Below are 16,716 nucleotides of genomic sequence, written 5' to 3'. Positions count from 1 at the left end.
CTCTTTTCTGTATCGGCTATTTCTAGCCTAGCAGGGGAGTGGGAGTGGAGAGCAGGGGAAGCAGGGGAGGCAGGGGGAGCAGGGGAAGAATAACTATTGATTTTTTTACCCATGCTCAATGCCCCATGCCCAATGCCCAATGCCCAACTCAGTTAACGCAATGGTTCAATTTTTGGGGAGCCATCAGCTTTCATCCAAACAATTTGGGCAATGCCGCGATCGCTTGCATATTGGCGAATAGCGTCTGCATCCCTTCCCCCTAAATCAATTTCTACGCGCACCAAATCAGTAGAATCTCTGAGTTTTTGCGCGTAGGCAAAGGCAAAGGCGTTAGCGCTAGCCGTCTCTGGTACTACCAACCAGTCACTCGTTGGAGTTGCCTGTGGTAATTGCTGAGTAGACAATAGAACTTGATATAAATCCTCTATACTTAGTCCAAAACCAATACCGGGAATGTTTTCTCCTTGGGGATGATATAGCCCCAAAAGCTGGTCGTAGCGACCACCGCGCCCTAAAACTCTAGCTTGGGATTCGGTATCATTAACAACTTCAAAAACGATACCAGTGTAGTAGTCTATGGTCTGGATAAGGCTGAGGTCGAGGATTAACGGAAATTTTTTCTCTGATTCTAGTAATTCTACTAGGCATTTGAGATTATTTACTGCCTCTCGCTGTTCTTCGTCTAGATCCAAACTACTAACTTTTTGCAACACGTCTGTACTGGGGCCACGCAAATCTAGCATGGTTCGGGCGCGATCGCGTAGTTTATCACTTAGAGGTAAAGTATCTATAGTAATGCGATCAAGATGAGCGATCGCACTGCGAACTTTATCCTGTAAATTAGCAGGAAAAGCACTCAGGAGCGATCGGGTAATTCCCGCTTCACCTAAAATTAAATGCCATTCCCGCAACCCTAGTGCTGCTAAACAATCTGCTACTAACAGTAGTACTTCCGCATTCGCCAACAACCCGCCAGCACCTAATAATTCCACCCCAGCTTGATAAAACTCTTGCTGGCGATTGTGTCTACTTTCCCAAGTGCGGCGAAACACATTAGCGTTGTAGTACAACCGTTGCGGATAAGTTGCATTTGCCATGCGAGTGACAACTGTACGAGCAATGGATGCTGTTAATTCTGGGCGTAGCCCTAATTCATCATCTTCGCCATTTTGTAGTTGAATCACCATCTGGCGCTGGATTGCTTCCCCCGCCATCAGAGTATCCATGCGTTCTAAAGTCGAGGTGATAATCCTGTGATATCCCCAACGGTGAAACACCTGCTGTAATCTATCTTCAATCCAGCGTTTTTTCTCCACATCCAAGGGCAATAAATCCCTGGCTCCTGCTGCTGGTTGATACACCATTATTTTTTCTTCCCACCAAACAAACCACCGAACAAACCACCACTACCAGATTTCTCTGGTTGCTTATCTCCATTATTGGCGGATGAAGTCACCTTATGATCACTTGGTTGTTGTCCTATAGCTCTATCTATTTTAGGTTTCCATTGCAGAGCCGCTTTGTCATTGGGGTCTAATTTGAGGGCATTGTCGAAGTGGATTTTTGCCATTTTTAGCTGATTTTGCTTCAAATACACCATTGCAATTAAGCTATGGCAGTGACTATTTTTAGGTTCTAGCTTCAGGGCATCCTGCAACTCTACTTTGGCTTGGGGAAATTGGTTTTTATCAATCAAAGATTGAGCGCGACGAATATATTGTTCTACAATCGAGTCTTCTTTTGGTGGCGCTGGTGCTGCTGGTAGTGTATTTGACTGAGGCGTAACTGATTCGACTTTGGGTTGAGCAGGTAGCCGCGGTGCTGCGGATGGTTTGCTTGTACTCCGCATTAAATACACTAAATTCAACTCACTAACTTGGGCAATAACTTGCAGTGCTTGCTCTAAAGAATCATATTGGGTTTCGCCGATTTTAGCGATCGCACTTTTATAGAAATGCTCGAGATTAGGCGTCTGGGCTAACTGTTTAGCCAACTCGGTGTTGAGAGTCACTGAAGTAGATTCTTGTAGCAGGCGCTTGCCAATTTGCGACAAAATTAAAATATATTCCGTGCGAGTGCGATCGCCACACAGTTTTTCGTAAGCTGGGTTAACCAGCTTTGATAACAATTCGTTCCCTAGCTCTTTGTGACTAGCACTTTCAGTAAAACTACTATCCGGGTGTAAGCGGCGGGCAATTTTGAGATAGCGTTTGCGAATCTCTTTGACATCCGCATCCACTGGAACGCATAAAACTGCGTGATAATCTATGAAATCATATTTAAATAGTCCACGATCTATTTTGAAAGACATATAGAGGTTTTGCACCAAAGCAGCAGTTAGATACTTTTTAGTTTACCCAAAGTAAGGGGGAAAGCTCCCACCTGCTAAACCCATGCTGACAGTGGTGGAACTTGTAAAAGTTCGTTACTGAGAGTGTCGTGAATATAACTATTTGTAGCAAGAATTCTACCTGACTCGATTTTGACAGAAGTACCATCGTAAGCGGTAACTTTGCCCCCAGCCTCTTGTAACAAAATTATCCCGGCGGCAATATCCCAAGGAGAAAGCCCTCGTTCCCAGTAACCATCGACACGTCCACAAGCAACGTATGCTAAATCTAGCGATGCAGAACCACTACGTCTGACTCCTTGAGTTAGATGAGTCAGGTGACTAAATTCTGCGTAATTGTTATCAGAGGTTTCGCGGCGATCGTAAGCAAATCCTGTGACTAGTAAGCTTTTATTCAGCTCCGATGTTACTGAAACCTTAATGGAGCGACGATTACGCGTTGCTCCCAAGCCAGCAGCAGCCCGGAATAGCTCATTATGGAAAGGGTCATAAATTACACCAAGTTGCGGAACGCCATTAATTAACAGTCCAATAGAAACAGCAAAAAATGGGTATTGATGAGCGTAGTTGGTTGTGCCATCTAGGGGATCTATTGCCCAAAGGTATTCATTCTCTTGATTACCTAATTTTCCTGATTCTTCAGCAAGGATAGAATGATCGGGAAAGTGGCGGCGCAAAAGTTCTAAAATCACTTCTTCTGAGGCTTTATCAGCAGCAGTGACTAAATCACCAGGGCGACCTTTTTCAATAATTGCGTCTTCTAATTTACCTAAATAACCTTGCAAAACGACACCAGCAGCTAAGGCCGCTTCAGTAGCAATATCTAAAAAAATTTGTAGATTAGTCATTAGTTATTAATCATTAGTCATTAGTCATTTGTCATTGGGCATTAATCAATAATTCTTCTTCCCCTACTCCCTCATCTCTCTCATCTCCCTCATCTCCCTCATCTCCCTCATCTCCCCCTGCCCCTCTGCTCCCTGCTCCCTGCCCCCTGCTCCCTGCTCCCTGCCCCCTGCCCCCCGCCTCCCACTCCCCACTTTTCAAAGATTTTGACGGCGAAACTCAGCAGGAGTGAGGTGCATGGGTTTTTCTGGGTTCCAGATTCCTTGGCCCATGAGTCTAGCCCATTGTTGGGCACGTTCTAAACGCTGGTCATATTTGTGATTAGGCGATCGCTCAACAAACATTGCATTCCCTTGTTTCACTAATTCCTCATTTAACAACACCTTATTTTTCCACACATAAGCTAGAGTTCGTCCGATTTTGTCTTTTGTTTCTAAATCAAACTCCAGCGTTACCGATTGTTCTGCACCTCCAATTAGATTTTCTAACTGTTCTTTTGCTGCGTCCCCCCAAGGGCGCTGTCGCAAATCTGGTGCATCAATGCCAACTAACCGCACTTGGGAAATTAAATTTGGTTGTTCAGCCATGCCTATCACTTCCAAACTTTGCCCACTAACTATCCGCGCTACTTTTACCTGAGCCTCATTGTTTGGCAGTTGGTTTTTACCTTGGCAACTTACCAAGAGCAACAAGCAAGCCAAAATCGCTATTTTTCGCACCCAATCACCAAGACGCATAGGCATTAAAATTTCGCCTATGCTCGCTGCTGTGCGTAGGTAACTTCCCGGTAGGGGTAGGATGATTTTGAATTGTTTATTCCTCATCTAAGGGTAAACCCGCTTTAACTTTCCCCCTAGCAAAATACCGGCCAAACTGGAGTTCGTAGACTTCATCTTCGTCTTGTGTCTCCACCTCCAAGTCAGAACGGGGGTAACTCACACATAACAAGGCATAACCTTGCCGACGTAAATGTGGCGACAATCCGATCGCCTCTGGTTGGTAAATTTCTCCTGATAAAACTCTCACCGCACAAGTGGTACAAGCCCCGTTACGGCAGGAAAACGGCAGTTCTACCCCTTGTTTTTCGCCAGTTTGCAGGATGTAGCGGTCTTCTGGGACTTCTAGGGTGTGGGTTTTGCCAGTGGCGCGATCGCGAACTCTAATTGTGTATGTACGGGACATCTGGATTTGCGTTTTGGAATGGGACTTTCAGATTCAATCTAAAATCTCTCTCTTTATCTTTGCATTTTCTAGGATTTTATAGTATGATTGTAACTTGTGACACCTGGAGAGGTGGCCGAGTGGTTTAAGGCGCAGACCTGGAAAGTCTGTTAGGTGGAAACGTCTACGAGAGTTCGAATCTCTCCCTCTCCGTTCTCAAACCTAGTCTAAATATATAGTTTGAACCAGACTTATACAATTAGTCAGGTTAAATAAATAGCAGGATATTGCCAAATATATTCTTAAATTGCTTTGACACTGCGTTGGCGTTCTGCAGGAAAGGTATCGTAAGAAGCAATATGGTTTAGGTAGCATTTATTTATTTTTCACTCATAATTGAGCAATTTTGTAAAGTCGCCAAACTCCTACATCACTATGGCGACAGCCTGATGAACGGATCGGGTAAATTAAGATAAGTAAAGAAAATGATTTAAATTAAATGGCAACTCTAAGCTTAGAAGAAATTTCTACTCAGTTAGAAAGTCCGAATTTACGCGATCGCATGGTAGCCTTAGCCAATCTGCGTCATGCGTCTGCGGAGGATGCAGTTCCTTTGATTAAAAAGGTACTAGATGACGAATCTTTGCAACTGCGATCTATGGCAATTTTTGCCCTTGGAATCAAGCCGACACCAGAGTGTTATTCAATTTTGGTCAGAATTCTCGAAAATGACCCCGATTATGGAATACGCGCTGATGCTGCTGGTGCTTTAGGATATTTAGGTGATGCCAGAGCCTTTGAGGTGCTTTCACGGGCATTTTATGAAGATACTGATTGGCTAGTACGCTTTAGTGCAGCCGTTTCTCTTGGTAATATTAAAGATCCTCGTGCCCATCAAATACTTATTCAGGCATTGGATAGCAAAGAAGTAGTGTTGCAACAAGCTGCAATCTCTGCACTGGGAGAAATTCAAGACATTGAGTCAGTCGATCAGATCCTGCGCTTCGCCCAATCAGATGATTGGTTAGTAAGGCAGCGTTTGGCAGAAGCTTTGGGTAATCTTCCTACTCCCAAGAGTGTCTCAGCTTTAAAATACCTAGAAAAAGACAATCATTTCAACGTTGCTGAGGCAGCCAGGATTGGACTCAAGAAGCTTGAGGAAATAGGCAATCAAGCTTAATATAAAAGTTTCCTGCTACCTTTTAATAATAATTAAGTGGGAATTTTAGCATTTTGATGCAGGGTAATTTTATTCATGAATATTGAAGAGTTTTTTCAGTTAAGTACTGGTAAATGGTTTTCTCATCGTACTAGTCAAAATTTGGCTTTTAACCAATCTGAAGAGAGTAAGTCAGACATCATTATTGAGGCGCTGGCACTAGATGATGCACAAGTGATAAAACTGTGTCAACAGTACGAAATTAACCCTAGTTCCGCCTCTTGTGCTGCCAAAATTAGCTGGAATGGCACAATAGAAAAAGATCAAGCAAAACACAGTGGTTCAACTGTGTTAGTTTCTGTAACTGATGCAGATAATCCAGCTGAAGGTAAGTTACTGCGGGAAGTGGTTAATGCCAATAAAACTCCAGTTGCTGGACACTATAAATTTGACAGTGATGGTGCTTTAATCCTAACTATAGAGGATGAAACCATGTCGTTAGAAGAGCGTCTGTGGTTTGCTAGCCCCAATTTACGAATGCGGGTAAATGTCCTCAAGAGTTTTGATGGATTTAGTATTGCTTCCTTTACTTCTGAGATTCGCATGGGTGGTTTTCCACCAGCTGCGAAGGCTTCCGAGGCGGCTAATTCAGTATCGAGTTAGTTTTGGAGGCTGTGTTATGGCGTTCTCTTACGCACCATCCTAAATTTTTACTGCGTTTTTCAGTGCGTTAGGACTAATGTCTATAACGCACCTTTTTATATTAGAAGAAGTGCAAATAAAAAATACCAAGCTGTGGTTGATTCCATAGTGGGGAAAAAACTTAGATATATTTCTCTTGGCGTTGAAACTTTTTAAATTTGCAAAAAGTTAGCGATCGCCTGCGGTAGTGGCAAAATAATTACAATCAACAACGCCATTGCCAGTAATCCCCAAATGTCACGTTGGTTATCCAATTCACTGACATCATTCAGTGCAGGTTCATCAATCAATGGCATAAATAATAAGATAATTGCCCACACCAAAAATTCTTCTCTTACTAAAGCCAGTAATAGCAACAACACGCGAGCAATTTGACCAATAATCATCGCAGTTCGTTGTCCAAACATCGCATGGACAATGTGACCTCCATCTAGCTGCCCTACAGGCATTAAATTTAAGGCTGTAACAATTAGTCCCAAAAAACCAGCTACTGCAACTGGATGCAAATCAAGGGCTGATTTTGCCGTTAACTGACTTCCCAAGGCTAACTTCGAGAGTACCGCTAGTAAAATGGAATACTTGGGATTAAGGGCATCAGGATTTAAAAGTTGGGTTTTTTCAGGGATGGAAACCACATCAGAATGAGCCAAGCCCCATATTAGTAATGGCACAGTCACCACAAAGCCTGCAATTGGCCCAGCGATACTAATGTCAAATAAAGCTTTGCGGTTGGGAATTGGACTACGCATCTGAATAAATGCACCAAAAGTTCCCAAGAAGAAGGGTATGGGAATAAAGTAAGGCAAAGTCGAGCGAATCTTGTAGAATTTAGCTGTTAAATAATGCCCAAGTTCGTGAATGCCCAAAATAGTCATTAACCCTAAAGCATAGGGCAATCCTTTGAATAGAACATCTGGGTTAGATAGAACTTTGAACAAAGAACCAATTTGCCATATAGACGGCAGAGAAACACCAGCAATTTCCACTCCCACCAAGGTAGTAGTTACAAAAGTAGCTGCTAGCAGTAGAAGTGCTAATCCTGGACGAGTTAAGCGTTCCTGTTGGCGTCGTGGTATATTTCTATCTTTTGCAGCTTGAGTATTGGGAACCAGCACAAAGAAAGGCTTGCTATCCATACCTTCTTGAAAAATTAGCAGGAAGCGATCGCCAAATTGTGCTTCAATATTAGTCTTAATCTGCTGGTAGGCGTTGCTAGCTTTAGTTCGCAACTGACCACGGCAAATCACGGCTTGTGGTCGATACTCAATATTTTGAACGTAGTATACAGACCAAGGAAAACAATTTCGTAGTTGAGTTTCTTCCGTTGGCTCAATGGGACGCACTATTGGTTCTGCAATAGGCTGGATAGTCGGCCGTGATTCTGAGGCTTGGGGTTGGGTTTGGGCCTGTGTATTTGTTGGCGATCGACGCCCCCATTGAAACAATGTCCAGTACAACACTGTGGAGACAAATATCGACCAAAGAATCAGCGCTGGCGGTGGAGGTTGTTTCGGCCCATACACCAGCGTCCATCCACTCAACAGTAATGCTGGTGCCATTAAAACCAGCCACAACAACCATACTGGCGTCCGGGTGATCTGAGCGACGCTGTGCTGCACCATTAGATAAGTAGCTAGCCCCAGTAGGAGGATAAATAGAAACCAAAATGCCATGTTATCTTCAGTAATTTTGACAAAACGCCCCACCAGTAGCTTCAGCACCATAGCATTAACTACAAGGCAGACCTCAAATCCCAATTTTTTTCACAACGGTTAACAGTGCTGGTTAACGCTCAAGTTTCAATTCTTTAGAATTTCCACACTGTAACCAGATTGTCTACAACTCCTCAGTTCCGCTTCTTTGATTATGTGCCCTCTACCTCAAGTGCCAAGTCATACAACTAAGCCACCACGGGCTGTTTTCCCTAACGAAGTTCCTAGCGCAGGTTCTCTGCAATCGGACTTCGCACAAGAGAGCATTTTTGCTTTTCCACCCAATCGGGACACATTAGGGGGAACCTCTTATCTTATTGTAAGAAATGAAGGTAATATCCTGATAGACTGCCCTGCCCTAGACCAAACAAATCAAGATTTTTTGCGATCGCATGGAGGCGTGCGTTGGTTATTTCTCACCCATCGAGGCGCGATTGGCAAAACTGCTGAATTTCAGCAAATCTTTAGCTGCGAGGTGTTGATTCAAGAGCAAGAAGCTTATTTGTTACCAGGCTTAACCTTAACTACCTTCAAGCAGGAATTTACGCTTGATGCAGTAGCCCAATTGATTTGGACACCAGGTCATTCTCCCGGCTCATCTTGCTTATACTACAAAGAACGTGGAGGTATATTGTTTTCTGGTCGTCATTTACTCCCTAACCAGCACGGTGAGCCAGTACCATTACGGACAGCCAAAACCTTTCACTGGCCCAGGCAAATCCAGAGTCTTCGATTCTTGTTAAAAAATTTTACACCAGAAACTCTTAGATACATTTGTCCCGGTGCTAATACAGGCTATCTCAGAGGCAAGCGTGTTATCGATCAAGCTTATCAACACCTCGCCTCTCAGGATTTATCAGCTTTGCTGCGGATACAGCCTTTTTGAGGCAGGGGCAGGGGCAGGGGGAGCAGGGGGAGCAGGGGAAGCAGGGGGAGCAGGGGAAGCAGGGGGAGCAGGGGGAGAGTAAAAACTTTTAACTCCTAACTCCTAACTCCTAACTCCTAACTCCTAACTCCTAACTCCTAACTCCTAACTCCTAACTTTTTACACCTTCCCCGCCACAACCGCGTTTTTCTTCAAAAGTTCCATTGCTGCTTGATATTGCAGATCCGCTTCCGTGCCAATCTGGTCACGGTTAATTGGATCTTGGGAAATCACTTTATCTGGCTTAATACCTAGTTTATTGATGTCCCGGTGTTGAGGAGTTTCATACTTAGCAATTGTGACTGCCAAGCCCGAACCATCTGATAATTCAAATAAAGATTGAATTAAGCCCTTTCCAAAAGTAGTTTCGCCTACCAACTGGGCACGACCATTATCTTGAAGTGCGCCAGCAAGAATTTCACTAGCACTGGCAGTTCCTTGATTCACCAAAATCACCAGAGGATCGGTCGTCAGGGGTGGCCCAAAGGCTTCAAAACTACCTTGAATACCTTGTCGGTTAACAGTGTAGACGATAGTACCAGAGTCTAACCACAGACGGGCGATTTCAATTCCTGATTGTAATAACCCCCCAGGATTATTTCGTAAATCTAGAATGTAGGCATCAGCGCCTTTTTTTTCTAGACTAGAAATAGCGTGTGCCAATTCCGTTGAGGCGTTGGCATTGAATTGAGTAAGACGAAGGTAGCCAATGGACGTACCTTCAGGAGAAACACGCAAATCTGAAACCACAGGGTTAAGAGCAATGCGATCGCGTGTCAGTCTAATTTCTGTTTCTGCCTCTCCCTCCCGTTCGATGAGGAGAGTAACAAGGCTGCCACTGGGGCCGCGCATTTTAGTCGCAGCTTCATCTAGGGTAAGATTTTCTGTGGAAACGCCTTCAATTTTGAGAATGCGATCGCGTGATCTAATTCCCGCTTTATCTGCTGGTGAACCTGCTATCGGAGCCACTACTTCCAACTTCCCAGTCTCAGGATTTAGAGCAATTTGTAATCCTACTCCAGTCAGTTCCCCAGAAGTATTAACCTGTAAGCTGCGGTACTGTTCCGGATCTAAAAAGCGGGTAAAAGGATCGTCAAGGCTCTTGAGCATCTTCCCAATTGCCGCATAACTGGCATTTGAGTCTGTTAGTGGCTTCTCCAGAACCTTTTGCCGCACAGCTGCCCAGTTTTGATGATTAAAGGTTTCATCTAGATAAGTGCGATTAACAATTCGCCAAACTTCCGAAACCAGCTTTTGTTCCGTTGTCAAAGCCACCGCCGGCTGGGTGAGCGTACCAAACGCCAACCAAAACGCCATTAACAATGAAAATCCAACCCGAAAGACTTGTTTGTTCATGAACCCCATTATCAATTCCACCTCAACCCAAATTGCCTAGAAATGCCCACTTCCTCTGTTGTTGATGAAATCTATCTCTCGATTATGTTACTTTTTTTATAGAAGTGGTGCATTCCTCTCATCAAGTTGTTCAGTCAACTGATGCGTTGTATCCACTCACCAAAGGATAAAATCTACTTTGTGTCCACCATTTTCTGTGCAGGGGCGTAAAGAGATCGCAATATATTCCTTCTTTACAGAGTGTAAAGTTTCTGAAGACTCTTAGCACGCCAAAAGCTGATAAGCAAAAAAACTCGTCTTTACTAAAATCCCAAAATTGCTAATTGGGAGAGAAGTCTGAGCGGCGGCTTATGAGAAGTCCGTAGACAATTCTGCTGCTACCCTAGCCTGTGGCAACCCCTTTCCTTTATCGAACGGGAAAACCTAAAGGCAAACTCACAGGATGCCGAGGCTTGAGTTCATCAGAATTTTGGTCGCCGATTCAGAACTTCGGGATTTATCAACCGCAACCGACTTTTAGGAACTTGAGATTGTATGGCCAACGTTTCCGACTGGTTTGAGGAACGCCTGGAGATTCAGGCACTCGCCGAAGACGTTACTAGTAAGTACGTCCCTCCTCACGTCAACATCTTCTACTGTTTGGGTGGAATTACCCTGGTTTGCTTTCTCATCCAGTTTGCCACTGGATTTGCGATGACGTTCTACTACAGACCAACAGTTACTGAAGCTTTCTCCTCTGTGGAGTACATCATGAATGAAGTAAGCTTCGGTTGGCTAATTCGCTCCATCCATCGCTGGTCTGCCAGCATGATGGTATTGATGATGATTTTGCACACCTTCCGGGTTTATCTGACTGGTGGTTTCAAAAAGCCCCGCGAACTGACCTGGATAAGTGGTGTCATCCTGGCTGTGATTACAGTTTCTTTTGGAGTCACAGGCTATTCCTTACCTTGGGATCAAATTGGCTACTGGGCTGTGAAAATCGTTAGCGGCGTACCAGAAGCAATTCCCGTGGTTGGCGTTCTGATTTCCGACTTGCTGCGCGGCGGTTCGAGTGTTGGTCAAGCAACACTAACTCGTTACTATAGCGCACACACCTTTGTACTGCCTTGGTTGATTGCAGTCTTCATGCTGTTTCACTTCTTGATGATTCGTAAGCAAGGCATTTCCGGGCCTTTGTAATCTCAGCTATTAGCCCTCGGCAAAATTTATCCGTTCCCAGATGAAGTTGTTTGTTTTAAACTTATGAAACACAAGAAATTAATTGTACATAAGTTCCAAAAAACAAACACTTGTATCTGAAGGCTAAAGCTGTAGAGACTCTCCAGGCGGCTGAGTGTAAATAGACAAATACTGTTTGCCGCAAGGCTAGGGTTGCCTAGTAGCTGATAGCTTTCACAAATGCTTTAATTTAACTTAAGCAGGAGAGAATATTTCAAAATGTCAACACAAAAAAAACCTGACCTGAGCGATCCTCAGTTAAGAGCCAAACTAGCTAAAGGCATGGGTCACAACTACTATGGTGAACCCGCTTGGCCTAATGACCTACTTTATGTCTTTCCAATCGTGATCATGGGTTCCTTCGCTGCGATTGTGGCTCTAGCGGTGCTAGATCCCGCTATGACCGGTGAACCAGCAAATCCTTTCGCCACACCATTGGAAATTTTGCCAGAGTGGTACTTGTATCCAGTCTTCCAGATTTTGCGATCGCTTCCTAACAAACTTTTAGGAGTGTTAGCAATGGGTTCCGTACCAGTGGGGCTAATCCTCGTTCCCTTTATTGAGAACGTTAATAAGTTCCAAAACCCCTTCCGTCGTCCAGTTGCAACCACAGTGTTCCTCTTTGGTACCCTTATCACCTTGTGGCTGGGTATTGGTGCTGCCTTGCCATTGGATAAATCTTTGACCTTGGGACTATTCTAAATTAGTCAGCACAAAGTGCTTTGACGCCTGTGAGTTTCAAGAGCAGATGCAGATGTGCTTTTGAAAGAAATTTACAGGCGTCAATTTTAATAATTCAGATTGCATCTAGGATCTGAAGTTTTGGACGTAAAAGCTATTCCAAAATTTAAATTCACCAAAAGTCATCAAATACAAACATTTTCACTTACTTAACGTAAGTTGCTAGTTATAACCCTCGAAATGCCAAAATCGTTCATGTTTTGTCTTTTGGGACATAGAATATCTAAATTTAGATTTTTCTATATCAAAGAAATTCTGCGAATAGTGCAAAATTTAATAACTAGCAACTTGGGTTTACTTATATTTAAGTCACAGTTAATGTTTAGCATAGTGCAGCAAGACCATCTGACGGTTAAGAGCGAACTCAGTCTCCTAAACCAGGTGCAAGAATGGTTTGAGCAATTTTGTCTGCAACATTTGTCTCAACTTGGCTGGTCAAAAACCCAACTTGATCGCCTTAATTTAGCATTAGCAGAAGGCTTTACCAACGCTGTTCGTCATGCTCATCATGCTTTACCCCCGGAAACAACCATTGAGATTAACATTTATCTGTGGATTGACCGACTAGAGATTAGAATTTGGGATTATGGAAAACCTTTCAATCCTGATGCGATCGCAGAGCCAGAACCAGGTACGCTGCAAGTAGGCGGTTATGGATGGTTTCTCCTGCGGCGGTTGGCTGATCGTGTTGTATACGAACGTGGTGCAGATGGTAGAAATTGCCTTCTCATCGTCAAATACTCTCAAGAAGCACAAAAGTAAGAATACTTCTGATGCCAATTTTGGGTTCTGAGCGAAGGCGTAGCGTAGAGAAGTAGTGCCACTCGCATCAAAACAGAAGCACGAGCGGCAGGAGTCGTGGGTTAAATAAATAGTTATTTGATTGATAAAAGTATACTGCTTTTTTAATATTATCTGGATTAGGGTAATATGTTTTTTACTTAAAAATGCTCATAATAAATGAGCATTTTGTAAAGCCTCAAAGAATATTGTTGTATAAAAAGAATTAAGGAATACAGTAAAGATAACATTCGAGTTACCCTAGCTCCCTTGTTAATATTTGTCAGCAGTGTTGAGAATCTTATTTTTATTCTCCAACAAGTGCCATTCTGTGCTTAAAGAGATAGAGGAAATAGGGGGAGAAAATATGATTAAGACAGCCCTAATTACAGGCATAACTGGTCAAGATGGCTACTATCTCAGCCATTTGCTCCTCAACCGTGGTTACAGAGTTGTAGGATTAGTACCCCCACATCGACAACCTAATTTGACCAAACTGGGAACACTGGCAAATCAGGTAGAAATTTTTACGGTTGACTTAAGGGATAATACGGCGCTGTTGACCGCAGTTGAACAACTGCGTCCCCAAGAAATTTACAATTTGGCGGCTCCCAGTTTTGTACATGATTCTTGGAACGACCCATTGGGAACCCTGGATCTGATAACTGGTACGGCTACCAGGCTTTTGGAAGCAGTACGAAAGGTTGGTTTATCCACTAGATTTTATCAAGCCAGTAGCTCAGAAATGTTTGGCGATGTATTTATTTCGCCTCAAGATGAGGAAACGCCTTTTCGCCCCAAAAATCCCTATGCTGCGGCCAAGATGCACGCCCATTGGACAATGGTGCATCACAGACAGCGCTATGGGTTATTTGCCTGTAGTGGAATTTTATATAACCATGAGTCTCCTCTACGTCCGCCTCAGTTTGTTACACGCAAAGTTTCTTTGGCAGCCGCATCGATTAAATTGGGTTTAACTGACACCTTAGAAATGGGTAATTTAGATGCCAAACGCGATTGGGGGTTTGCGGGTGATTACGTGCAAGCAATGTGGTTAATGTTGCAAGTTGATGAACCAGAAGAATATGTGATAGGCACTGGTAAACTGCACAGTGTTAGAGAGTTAGTTGCCGCAGCCTTTGAGTCTGTCGGATTGGATTGGACGCAGCATATAGTTTTAAATACCAGCTTATTGCGACAAGATGAGCATTTTGAACTAGTAGCTAACCCCAGTAAAGCTAAAATAAACCTTGGTTGGGAACCCCAAGTGAGCTTTGAAGAACTTTTAGAAAAAATGGTAAAAACAGATTTAGAGCGGTTAAAAAGCGGTGCGTAGGATGAAGTTTTTGCCGCAGGCATCGCACCCTTACCGCGAGTGTAAATAACCTAACATGCATATCACTACAGTGACAGAAACCCTCAAGTTAGGTGATAAAATTAACGAAAAAACTAATCATGTCTTCGTGTTTTTAGAAATTTTTGCCCACGAAGGCGGTATTCAATCATATATAAAAGATATTTTTCGCGCCTATCTGGGATTGAGCCAAGTCTACAAAGCGGAAGTCTTTTTGCTGCGAGATAGTCCTGAGAGCTTAAATCCGTTTAAAGACAAGAACTTAAAATTTCATTACTTTAAAAATCAGTCTCCCTATTTGGGAAGATTGCAAATGGCAGCAGCTTTACTTAAGTGTCTATTGCAAAACCGTCCAGAACAAGTTTTCTGCGGTCATATTAACTTAGGAGTATTAGTACAAACTCTTTGCCAGCCCTTGGGGATTCCTTACACAGTGCTAACTTACGGCAAAGAAGTCTGGGAACCGCTCAAAAATCAAGAACGTCGCACCCTGACATCAGCAGCTGGAATTTGGACAATTAGTCGTTACAGCCGCGATCGCGCTTGTGCTACAAATAGTCTAAACCCGAAAATTGTACAAATGATGCCTTGTGCAATTGATGGGGATAAATTTACTCCTGGTTCCAAGCAGCCAGAATTAGTGCAAAAGTATGGCTTAACTGGTGCTAAGGTGCTAATGACAGTAGCGCGGTTATGGTCAGGAGATATTTACAAGGGTGTAGATGTAACGATTCGGGCATTACCACAAGTCGCTCAAGTTTTCCCAGAAGTGAAATATTTGGTAATAGGTCGCGGTGATGACCAACCGCGATTAGCTAAACTAGCTGAATATTTAGGTGTGAGCGATCGCGTCGTATTTGCTGGTTTTGTTGCAACAGAAGAATTAATAGAACATTACCGCCTTGCTGATGCCTATATTATGCCTTCACAAGAAGGCTTTGGCATAGTTTATCTGGAAGCAATGGCTTGTGGAGTGCCTGTATTATCCGGTGACGACGATGGTTCAGCCGATCCTTTGCAAGATGGTAAACTGGGATGGCGAGTCCCACACCGCAGTCCTGATGCTGTAGCAGAGGCTTGTATAGAAATGCTTCAAGGGAATGACCAGCGATGTAATGGAGAGTGGCTAAGAGAACAAGCGATCGCTCTGTTTGGCATAGATGCCTTTCAACAGCACTTACAAAAAGTTCTTCTATCCTCAGTAATGAAGTCCATTTGAGTCAAAATAACAAATGACAAATGGCCAATGACTAAAATCGCTATCCTAGAAGGAGAGCAGGACGACATTTAAAAAATGAGCTTTAAGTCATTCCAATTGAATCTTTTAAATCTCCGCCCTTGGCTTACCCTGCTGGCAGTTATTTGGTTGCTGGTATCACTGGGCTTGGGTTGGTTGGTTAATTCGTTACTAATTATTGTCGGGTTGCTGTTTTTAGCACCCATTGTGGCTTTTTTTGGCTTTCGTTGGTGGCTGCAACGTAACTTGGTTGCTGACCAGTGTCCCGTCTGTAGATATGAATTTACAGGTTTAAATAACAGTCAGTTGCAGTGCCCTAGCTGTGGAGAGTCACTCTTAGTACAAAATAGTCATTTTCAGCGCTTTACACCAGAAGGCACAATTGATGTCAAAGCTGTCGAAATCCCAGGCAAATCACTGGAAGATTAGTCATTAGTCATTAGTCATTGGTCATTAGCAAAGGACAAATGACTATTTCTTTGTTTCTTGCGAGATTGAGAGGGTGTAGTTAAAGTTTGGCTTTCCTTGGGATTGTTCGCCCACAAACAGCGAGTATGTTCCTGCTTGCCAGAAACCAGAAAGTTCTGGCTTGCCTCCAGAATATTTATCTGCCATTACACAAAAACGCCCCCCAGGCCCATCGATCAATAGCGTTGGCTTTCCTTCACTCTCTACTGTTAATCGCAAATAAGGTAGTGATTCTGTAACCTGGATAACGTGATTAGGTTCAGTGGTAATATTGCCACAATTACTTTTGACAGTTCCCCCAGACTTTCCCTTCAAAACCAGTGGATCTGCTTGGAGATTCCGATTAATTTGGATTGTTGGTGTCTGTGCCAAATTAGTCTGGGCAAAAACCAAGCTCATCGCCAAAGCTGTGGGAACAATTGTAAGTAGCCTAAGCGTTTTCATTTTAATTAATGCTCCAATTTTTTTTAGAGCAATATTGTTATATCGTCTGATTTAATAGACGGCAGCAATCTATCTTGGTTCCAAAATCTGCTGTATAAAGCAATACCATTCATTTAAGGATTTTTTGTGAAGATACGATGGGTATAAAGACCATTAACTATGCAAATTATCTATGTGTAGTGGCGCTTTTACACCAAAATTTTCTACTATACATTTTACACTTCAATCCGTAGTACGTTAATATTTCAAAAATCATCATA

General features: G+C 43.2%; 18 protein-coding genes and 1 tRNA gene. 10 read left to right on the top strand and 9 right to left on the bottom strand.

From position 1 onward, the window contains the following. Positions 1-152: 152 nt before the first annotated feature. From LC608_RS13615 to LC608_RS13590, 6 genes are all read right to left on the bottom strand, one after another. Positions 153-1,364 (bottom strand): ATP phosphoribosyltransferase regulatory subunit, encoded by a 1,212-nt coding sequence (locus LC608_RS13615; protein WP_229554045.1) that lies wholly within the window; start codon positions 1,362-1,364, stop codon positions 153-155. Beyond that, positions 1,364-2,311, bottom strand: coding sequence for a J domain-containing protein (locus LC608_RS13610; protein WP_229554044.1), 948 nt, complete (start codon positions 2,309-2,311; stop codon positions 1,364-1,366). The genes LC608_RS13615 and LC608_RS13610 overlap by 1 nt, the downstream gene beginning before the upstream one ends. A gap of 74 nt (positions 2,312-2,385) precedes the next feature. Continuing rightward, positions 2,386-3,198, bottom strand: a complete 813-nt coding sequence (locus LC608_RS13605) for an inositol monophosphatase family protein (protein WP_229554043.1) — start codon at positions 3,196-3,198, stop codon at positions 2,386-2,388. Positions 3,199-3,229: 31 nt separating this feature from the next. Next, positions 3,230-3,397, bottom strand: coding sequence for a hypothetical protein (locus LC608_RS13600; RefSeq protein WP_229554042.1), 168 nt, complete (start codon positions 3,395-3,397; stop codon positions 3,230-3,232). Then, the gene (locus LC608_RS13595) at positions 3,394-3,939 is read right to left on the bottom strand and encodes a thermonuclease family protein (protein WP_229554104.1); all 546 of its coding nucleotides are present in this window, start codon (positions 3,937-3,939) and stop codon (positions 3,394-3,396) included. The genes LC608_RS13600 and LC608_RS13595 overlap by 4 nt, the downstream gene beginning before the upstream one ends. A 70-nt stretch (positions 3,940-4,009) precedes the next feature. Further along, complete coding sequence (locus LC608_RS13590; RefSeq protein ID WP_229554041.1) at positions 4,010-4,378, bottom strand: 2Fe-2S iron-sulfur cluster-binding protein; 369 nt, start codon at positions 4,376-4,378, stop codon at positions 4,010-4,012. A gap of 105 nt (positions 4,379-4,483) precedes the next feature. Here LC608_RS13590 and LC608_RS13585 point away from each other — a divergent pair. From LC608_RS13585 to LC608_RS13575, 3 genes are all read left to right on the top strand, one after another. Further along, positions 4,484-4,570, top strand: a tRNA-Ser gene (locus LC608_RS13585). A 286-nt stretch (positions 4,571-4,856) separates the two neighbouring features. After that, on the top strand, positions 4,857-5,537 hold the full coding sequence (locus LC608_RS13580; RefSeq protein WP_229554040.1) for a HEAT repeat domain-containing protein: 681 nt from the start codon (positions 4,857-4,859) through the stop codon (positions 5,535-5,537). Between the two features lie 75 nt (positions 5,538-5,612). Further along, the gene (locus tag LC608_RS13575) at positions 5,613-6,179 is read left to right on the top strand and encodes a phycobiliprotein lyase (RefSeq protein ID WP_229554039.1); all 567 of its coding nucleotides are present in this window, start codon (positions 5,613-5,615) and stop codon (positions 6,177-6,179) included. Positions 6,180-6,370: 191 nt separating this feature from the next. Here LC608_RS13575 and LC608_RS13570 read toward each other — a convergent pair whose 3' ends face one another. Continuing rightward, entirely contained in the window at positions 6,371-7,891 is a 1,521-nt protein-coding gene (locus tag LC608_RS13570) for a site-2 protease family protein (RefSeq protein WP_229554103.1), read from the bottom strand. Positions 7,892-8,084: 193 nt separating this feature from the next. On the opposite strand from LC608_RS13570, the gene LC608_RS13565 reads away from it, so the two are divergent. Then, positions 8,085-8,816 (top strand): MBL fold metallo-hydrolase, encoded by a 732-nt coding sequence (locus tag LC608_RS13565; protein ID WP_229554038.1) that lies wholly within the window; start codon positions 8,085-8,087, stop codon positions 8,814-8,816. Positions 8,817-8,975: 159 nt separating this feature from the next. Here the strand turns inward: LC608_RS13565 and ctpA are convergent, their stop codons facing one another. After that, a complete protein-coding gene (ctpA, locus tag LC608_RS13560) occupies positions 8,976-10,220 on the bottom strand; it encodes a carboxyl-terminal processing protease CtpA (protein ID WP_229554037.1) in 1,245 nt (414 codons plus the stop codon). Between the two features lie 525 nt (positions 10,221-10,745). Between ctpA and petB the strand changes: the two genes are divergently transcribed. From petB to LC608_RS13530, 6 genes are all read left to right on the top strand, one after another. Further along, a complete protein-coding gene (gene petB, locus LC608_RS13555; RefSeq protein ID WP_100900603.1) occupies positions 10,746-11,393 on the top strand; it encodes a cytochrome b6 in 648 nt (215 codons plus the stop codon). A gap of 258 nt (positions 11,394-11,651) precedes the next feature. Beyond that, on the top strand, positions 11,652-12,134 hold the full coding sequence (petD, locus tag LC608_RS13550) for a cytochrome b6-f complex subunit IV (protein WP_229554036.1): 483 nt from the start codon (positions 11,652-11,654) through the stop codon (positions 12,132-12,134). Positions 12,135-12,491: 357 nt separating this feature from the next. After that, a complete protein-coding gene (locus tag LC608_RS13545; protein ID WP_109012771.1) occupies positions 12,492-12,935 on the top strand; it encodes an anti-sigma regulatory factor in 444 nt (147 codons plus the stop codon). Positions 12,936-13,320: 385 nt separating this feature from the next. Next, positions 13,321-14,289: a GDP-mannose 4,6-dehydratase gene (locus LC608_RS13540; RefSeq protein ID WP_229554035.1), complete on the top strand. Its 969-nt coding sequence runs from the start codon at positions 13,321-13,323 to the stop codon at positions 14,287-14,289. Positions 14,290-14,344: 55 nt separating this feature from the next. After that, positions 14,345-15,526 (top strand): glycosyltransferase, encoded by a 1,182-nt coding sequence (locus LC608_RS13535; protein ID WP_229554034.1) that lies wholly within the window; start codon positions 14,345-14,347, stop codon positions 15,524-15,526. Between the two features lie 75 nt (positions 15,527-15,601). Next, positions 15,602-15,973, top strand: coding sequence for a hypothetical protein (locus tag LC608_RS13530; protein ID WP_229554033.1), 372 nt, complete (start codon positions 15,602-15,604; stop codon positions 15,971-15,973). 42 nt (positions 15,974-16,015) lie between these two features. Here the strand turns inward: LC608_RS13530 and LC608_RS13525 are convergent, their stop codons facing one another. Continuing rightward, positions 16,016-16,456: a hypothetical protein gene (locus tag LC608_RS13525; protein ID WP_229554032.1), complete on the bottom strand. Its 441-nt coding sequence runs from the start codon at positions 16,454-16,456 to the stop codon at positions 16,016-16,018. Positions 16,457-16,716: the final 260 nt, after the last annotated feature.

This window comes from Nostoc sp. XA010 (assembly GCF_020829625.1).
Classification (GTDB): Bacteria; Cyanobacteriota; Cyanobacteriia; order Cyanobacteriales; family Nostocaceae; genus Nostoc.
Note: the sequence above shows the minus strand (reverse complement) of the source record. Positions and strands in the feature narration are given on the sequence as shown.

What these genes read in the sequence shown, in the direction of transcription:
- LC608_RS13615 (WP_229554045.1), bottom strand. Translation starts at nt 1,364, where the DNA reads ATGGTGTATCAACCAGCAGCAGGAGCCAGGGATTTATTGCCCTTGGAT.
- LC608_RS13610 (WP_229554044.1), bottom strand. Translation starts at nt 2,311, where the DNA reads ATGTCTTTCAAAATAGATCGTGGACTATTTAAATATGATTTCATAGAT.
- LC608_RS13605 (WP_229554043.1), bottom strand. Translation starts at nt 3,198, where the DNA reads ATGACTAATCTACAAATTTTTTTAGATATTGCTACTGAAGCGGCCTTA.
- LC608_RS13595 (WP_229554104.1), bottom strand. Translation starts at nt 3,939, where the DNA reads ATGCCTATGCGTCTTGGTGATTGGGTGCGAAAAATAGCGATTTTGGCT.
- LC608_RS13590 (WP_229554041.1), bottom strand. Translation starts at nt 4,378, where the DNA reads ATGTCCCGTACATACACAATTAGAGTTCGCGATCGCGCCACTGGCAAA.
- LC608_RS13580 (WP_229554040.1), top strand. Translation starts at nt 4,857, where the DNA reads ATGGCAACTCTAAGCTTAGAAGAAATTTCTACTCAGTTAGAAAGTCCG.
- LC608_RS13575 (WP_229554039.1), top strand. Translation starts at nt 5,613, where the DNA reads ATGAATATTGAAGAGTTTTTTCAGTTAAGTACTGGTAAATGGTTTTCT.
- LC608_RS13570 (WP_229554103.1), bottom strand. Translation starts at nt 7,891, where the DNA reads ATGGCATTTTGGTTTCTATTTATCCTCCTACTGGGGCTAGCTACTTAT.
- LC608_RS13565 (WP_229554038.1), top strand. Translation starts at nt 8,085, where the DNA reads ATGTGCCCTCTACCTCAAGTGCCAAGTCATACAACTAAGCCACCACGG.
- ctpA (WP_229554037.1), bottom strand. Translation starts at nt 10,220, where the DNA reads ATGGGGTTCATGAACAAACAAGTCTTTCGGGTTGGATTTTCATTGTTA.
- petB (WP_100900603.1), top strand. Translation starts at nt 10,746, where the DNA reads ATGGCCAACGTTTCCGACTGGTTTGAGGAACGCCTGGAGATTCAGGCA.
- petD (WP_229554036.1), top strand. Translation starts at nt 11,652, where the DNA reads ATGTCAACACAAAAAAAACCTGACCTGAGCGATCCTCAGTTAAGAGCC.
- LC608_RS13545 (WP_109012771.1), top strand. Translation starts at nt 12,492, where the DNA reads ATGTTTAGCATAGTGCAGCAAGACCATCTGACGGTTAAGAGCGAACTC.
- LC608_RS13540 (WP_229554035.1), top strand. Translation starts at nt 13,321, where the DNA reads ATGATTAAGACAGCCCTAATTACAGGCATAACTGGTCAAGATGGCTAC.
- LC608_RS13535 (WP_229554034.1), top strand. Translation starts at nt 14,345, where the DNA reads ATGCATATCACTACAGTGACAGAAACCCTCAAGTTAGGTGATAAAATT.
- LC608_RS13530 (WP_229554033.1), top strand. Translation starts at nt 15,602, where the DNA reads ATGAGCTTTAAGTCATTCCAATTGAATCTTTTAAATCTCCGCCCTTGG.
- LC608_RS13525 (WP_229554032.1), bottom strand. Translation starts at nt 16,456, where the DNA reads ATGAAAACGCTTAGGCTACTTACAATTGTTCCCACAGCTTTGGCGATG.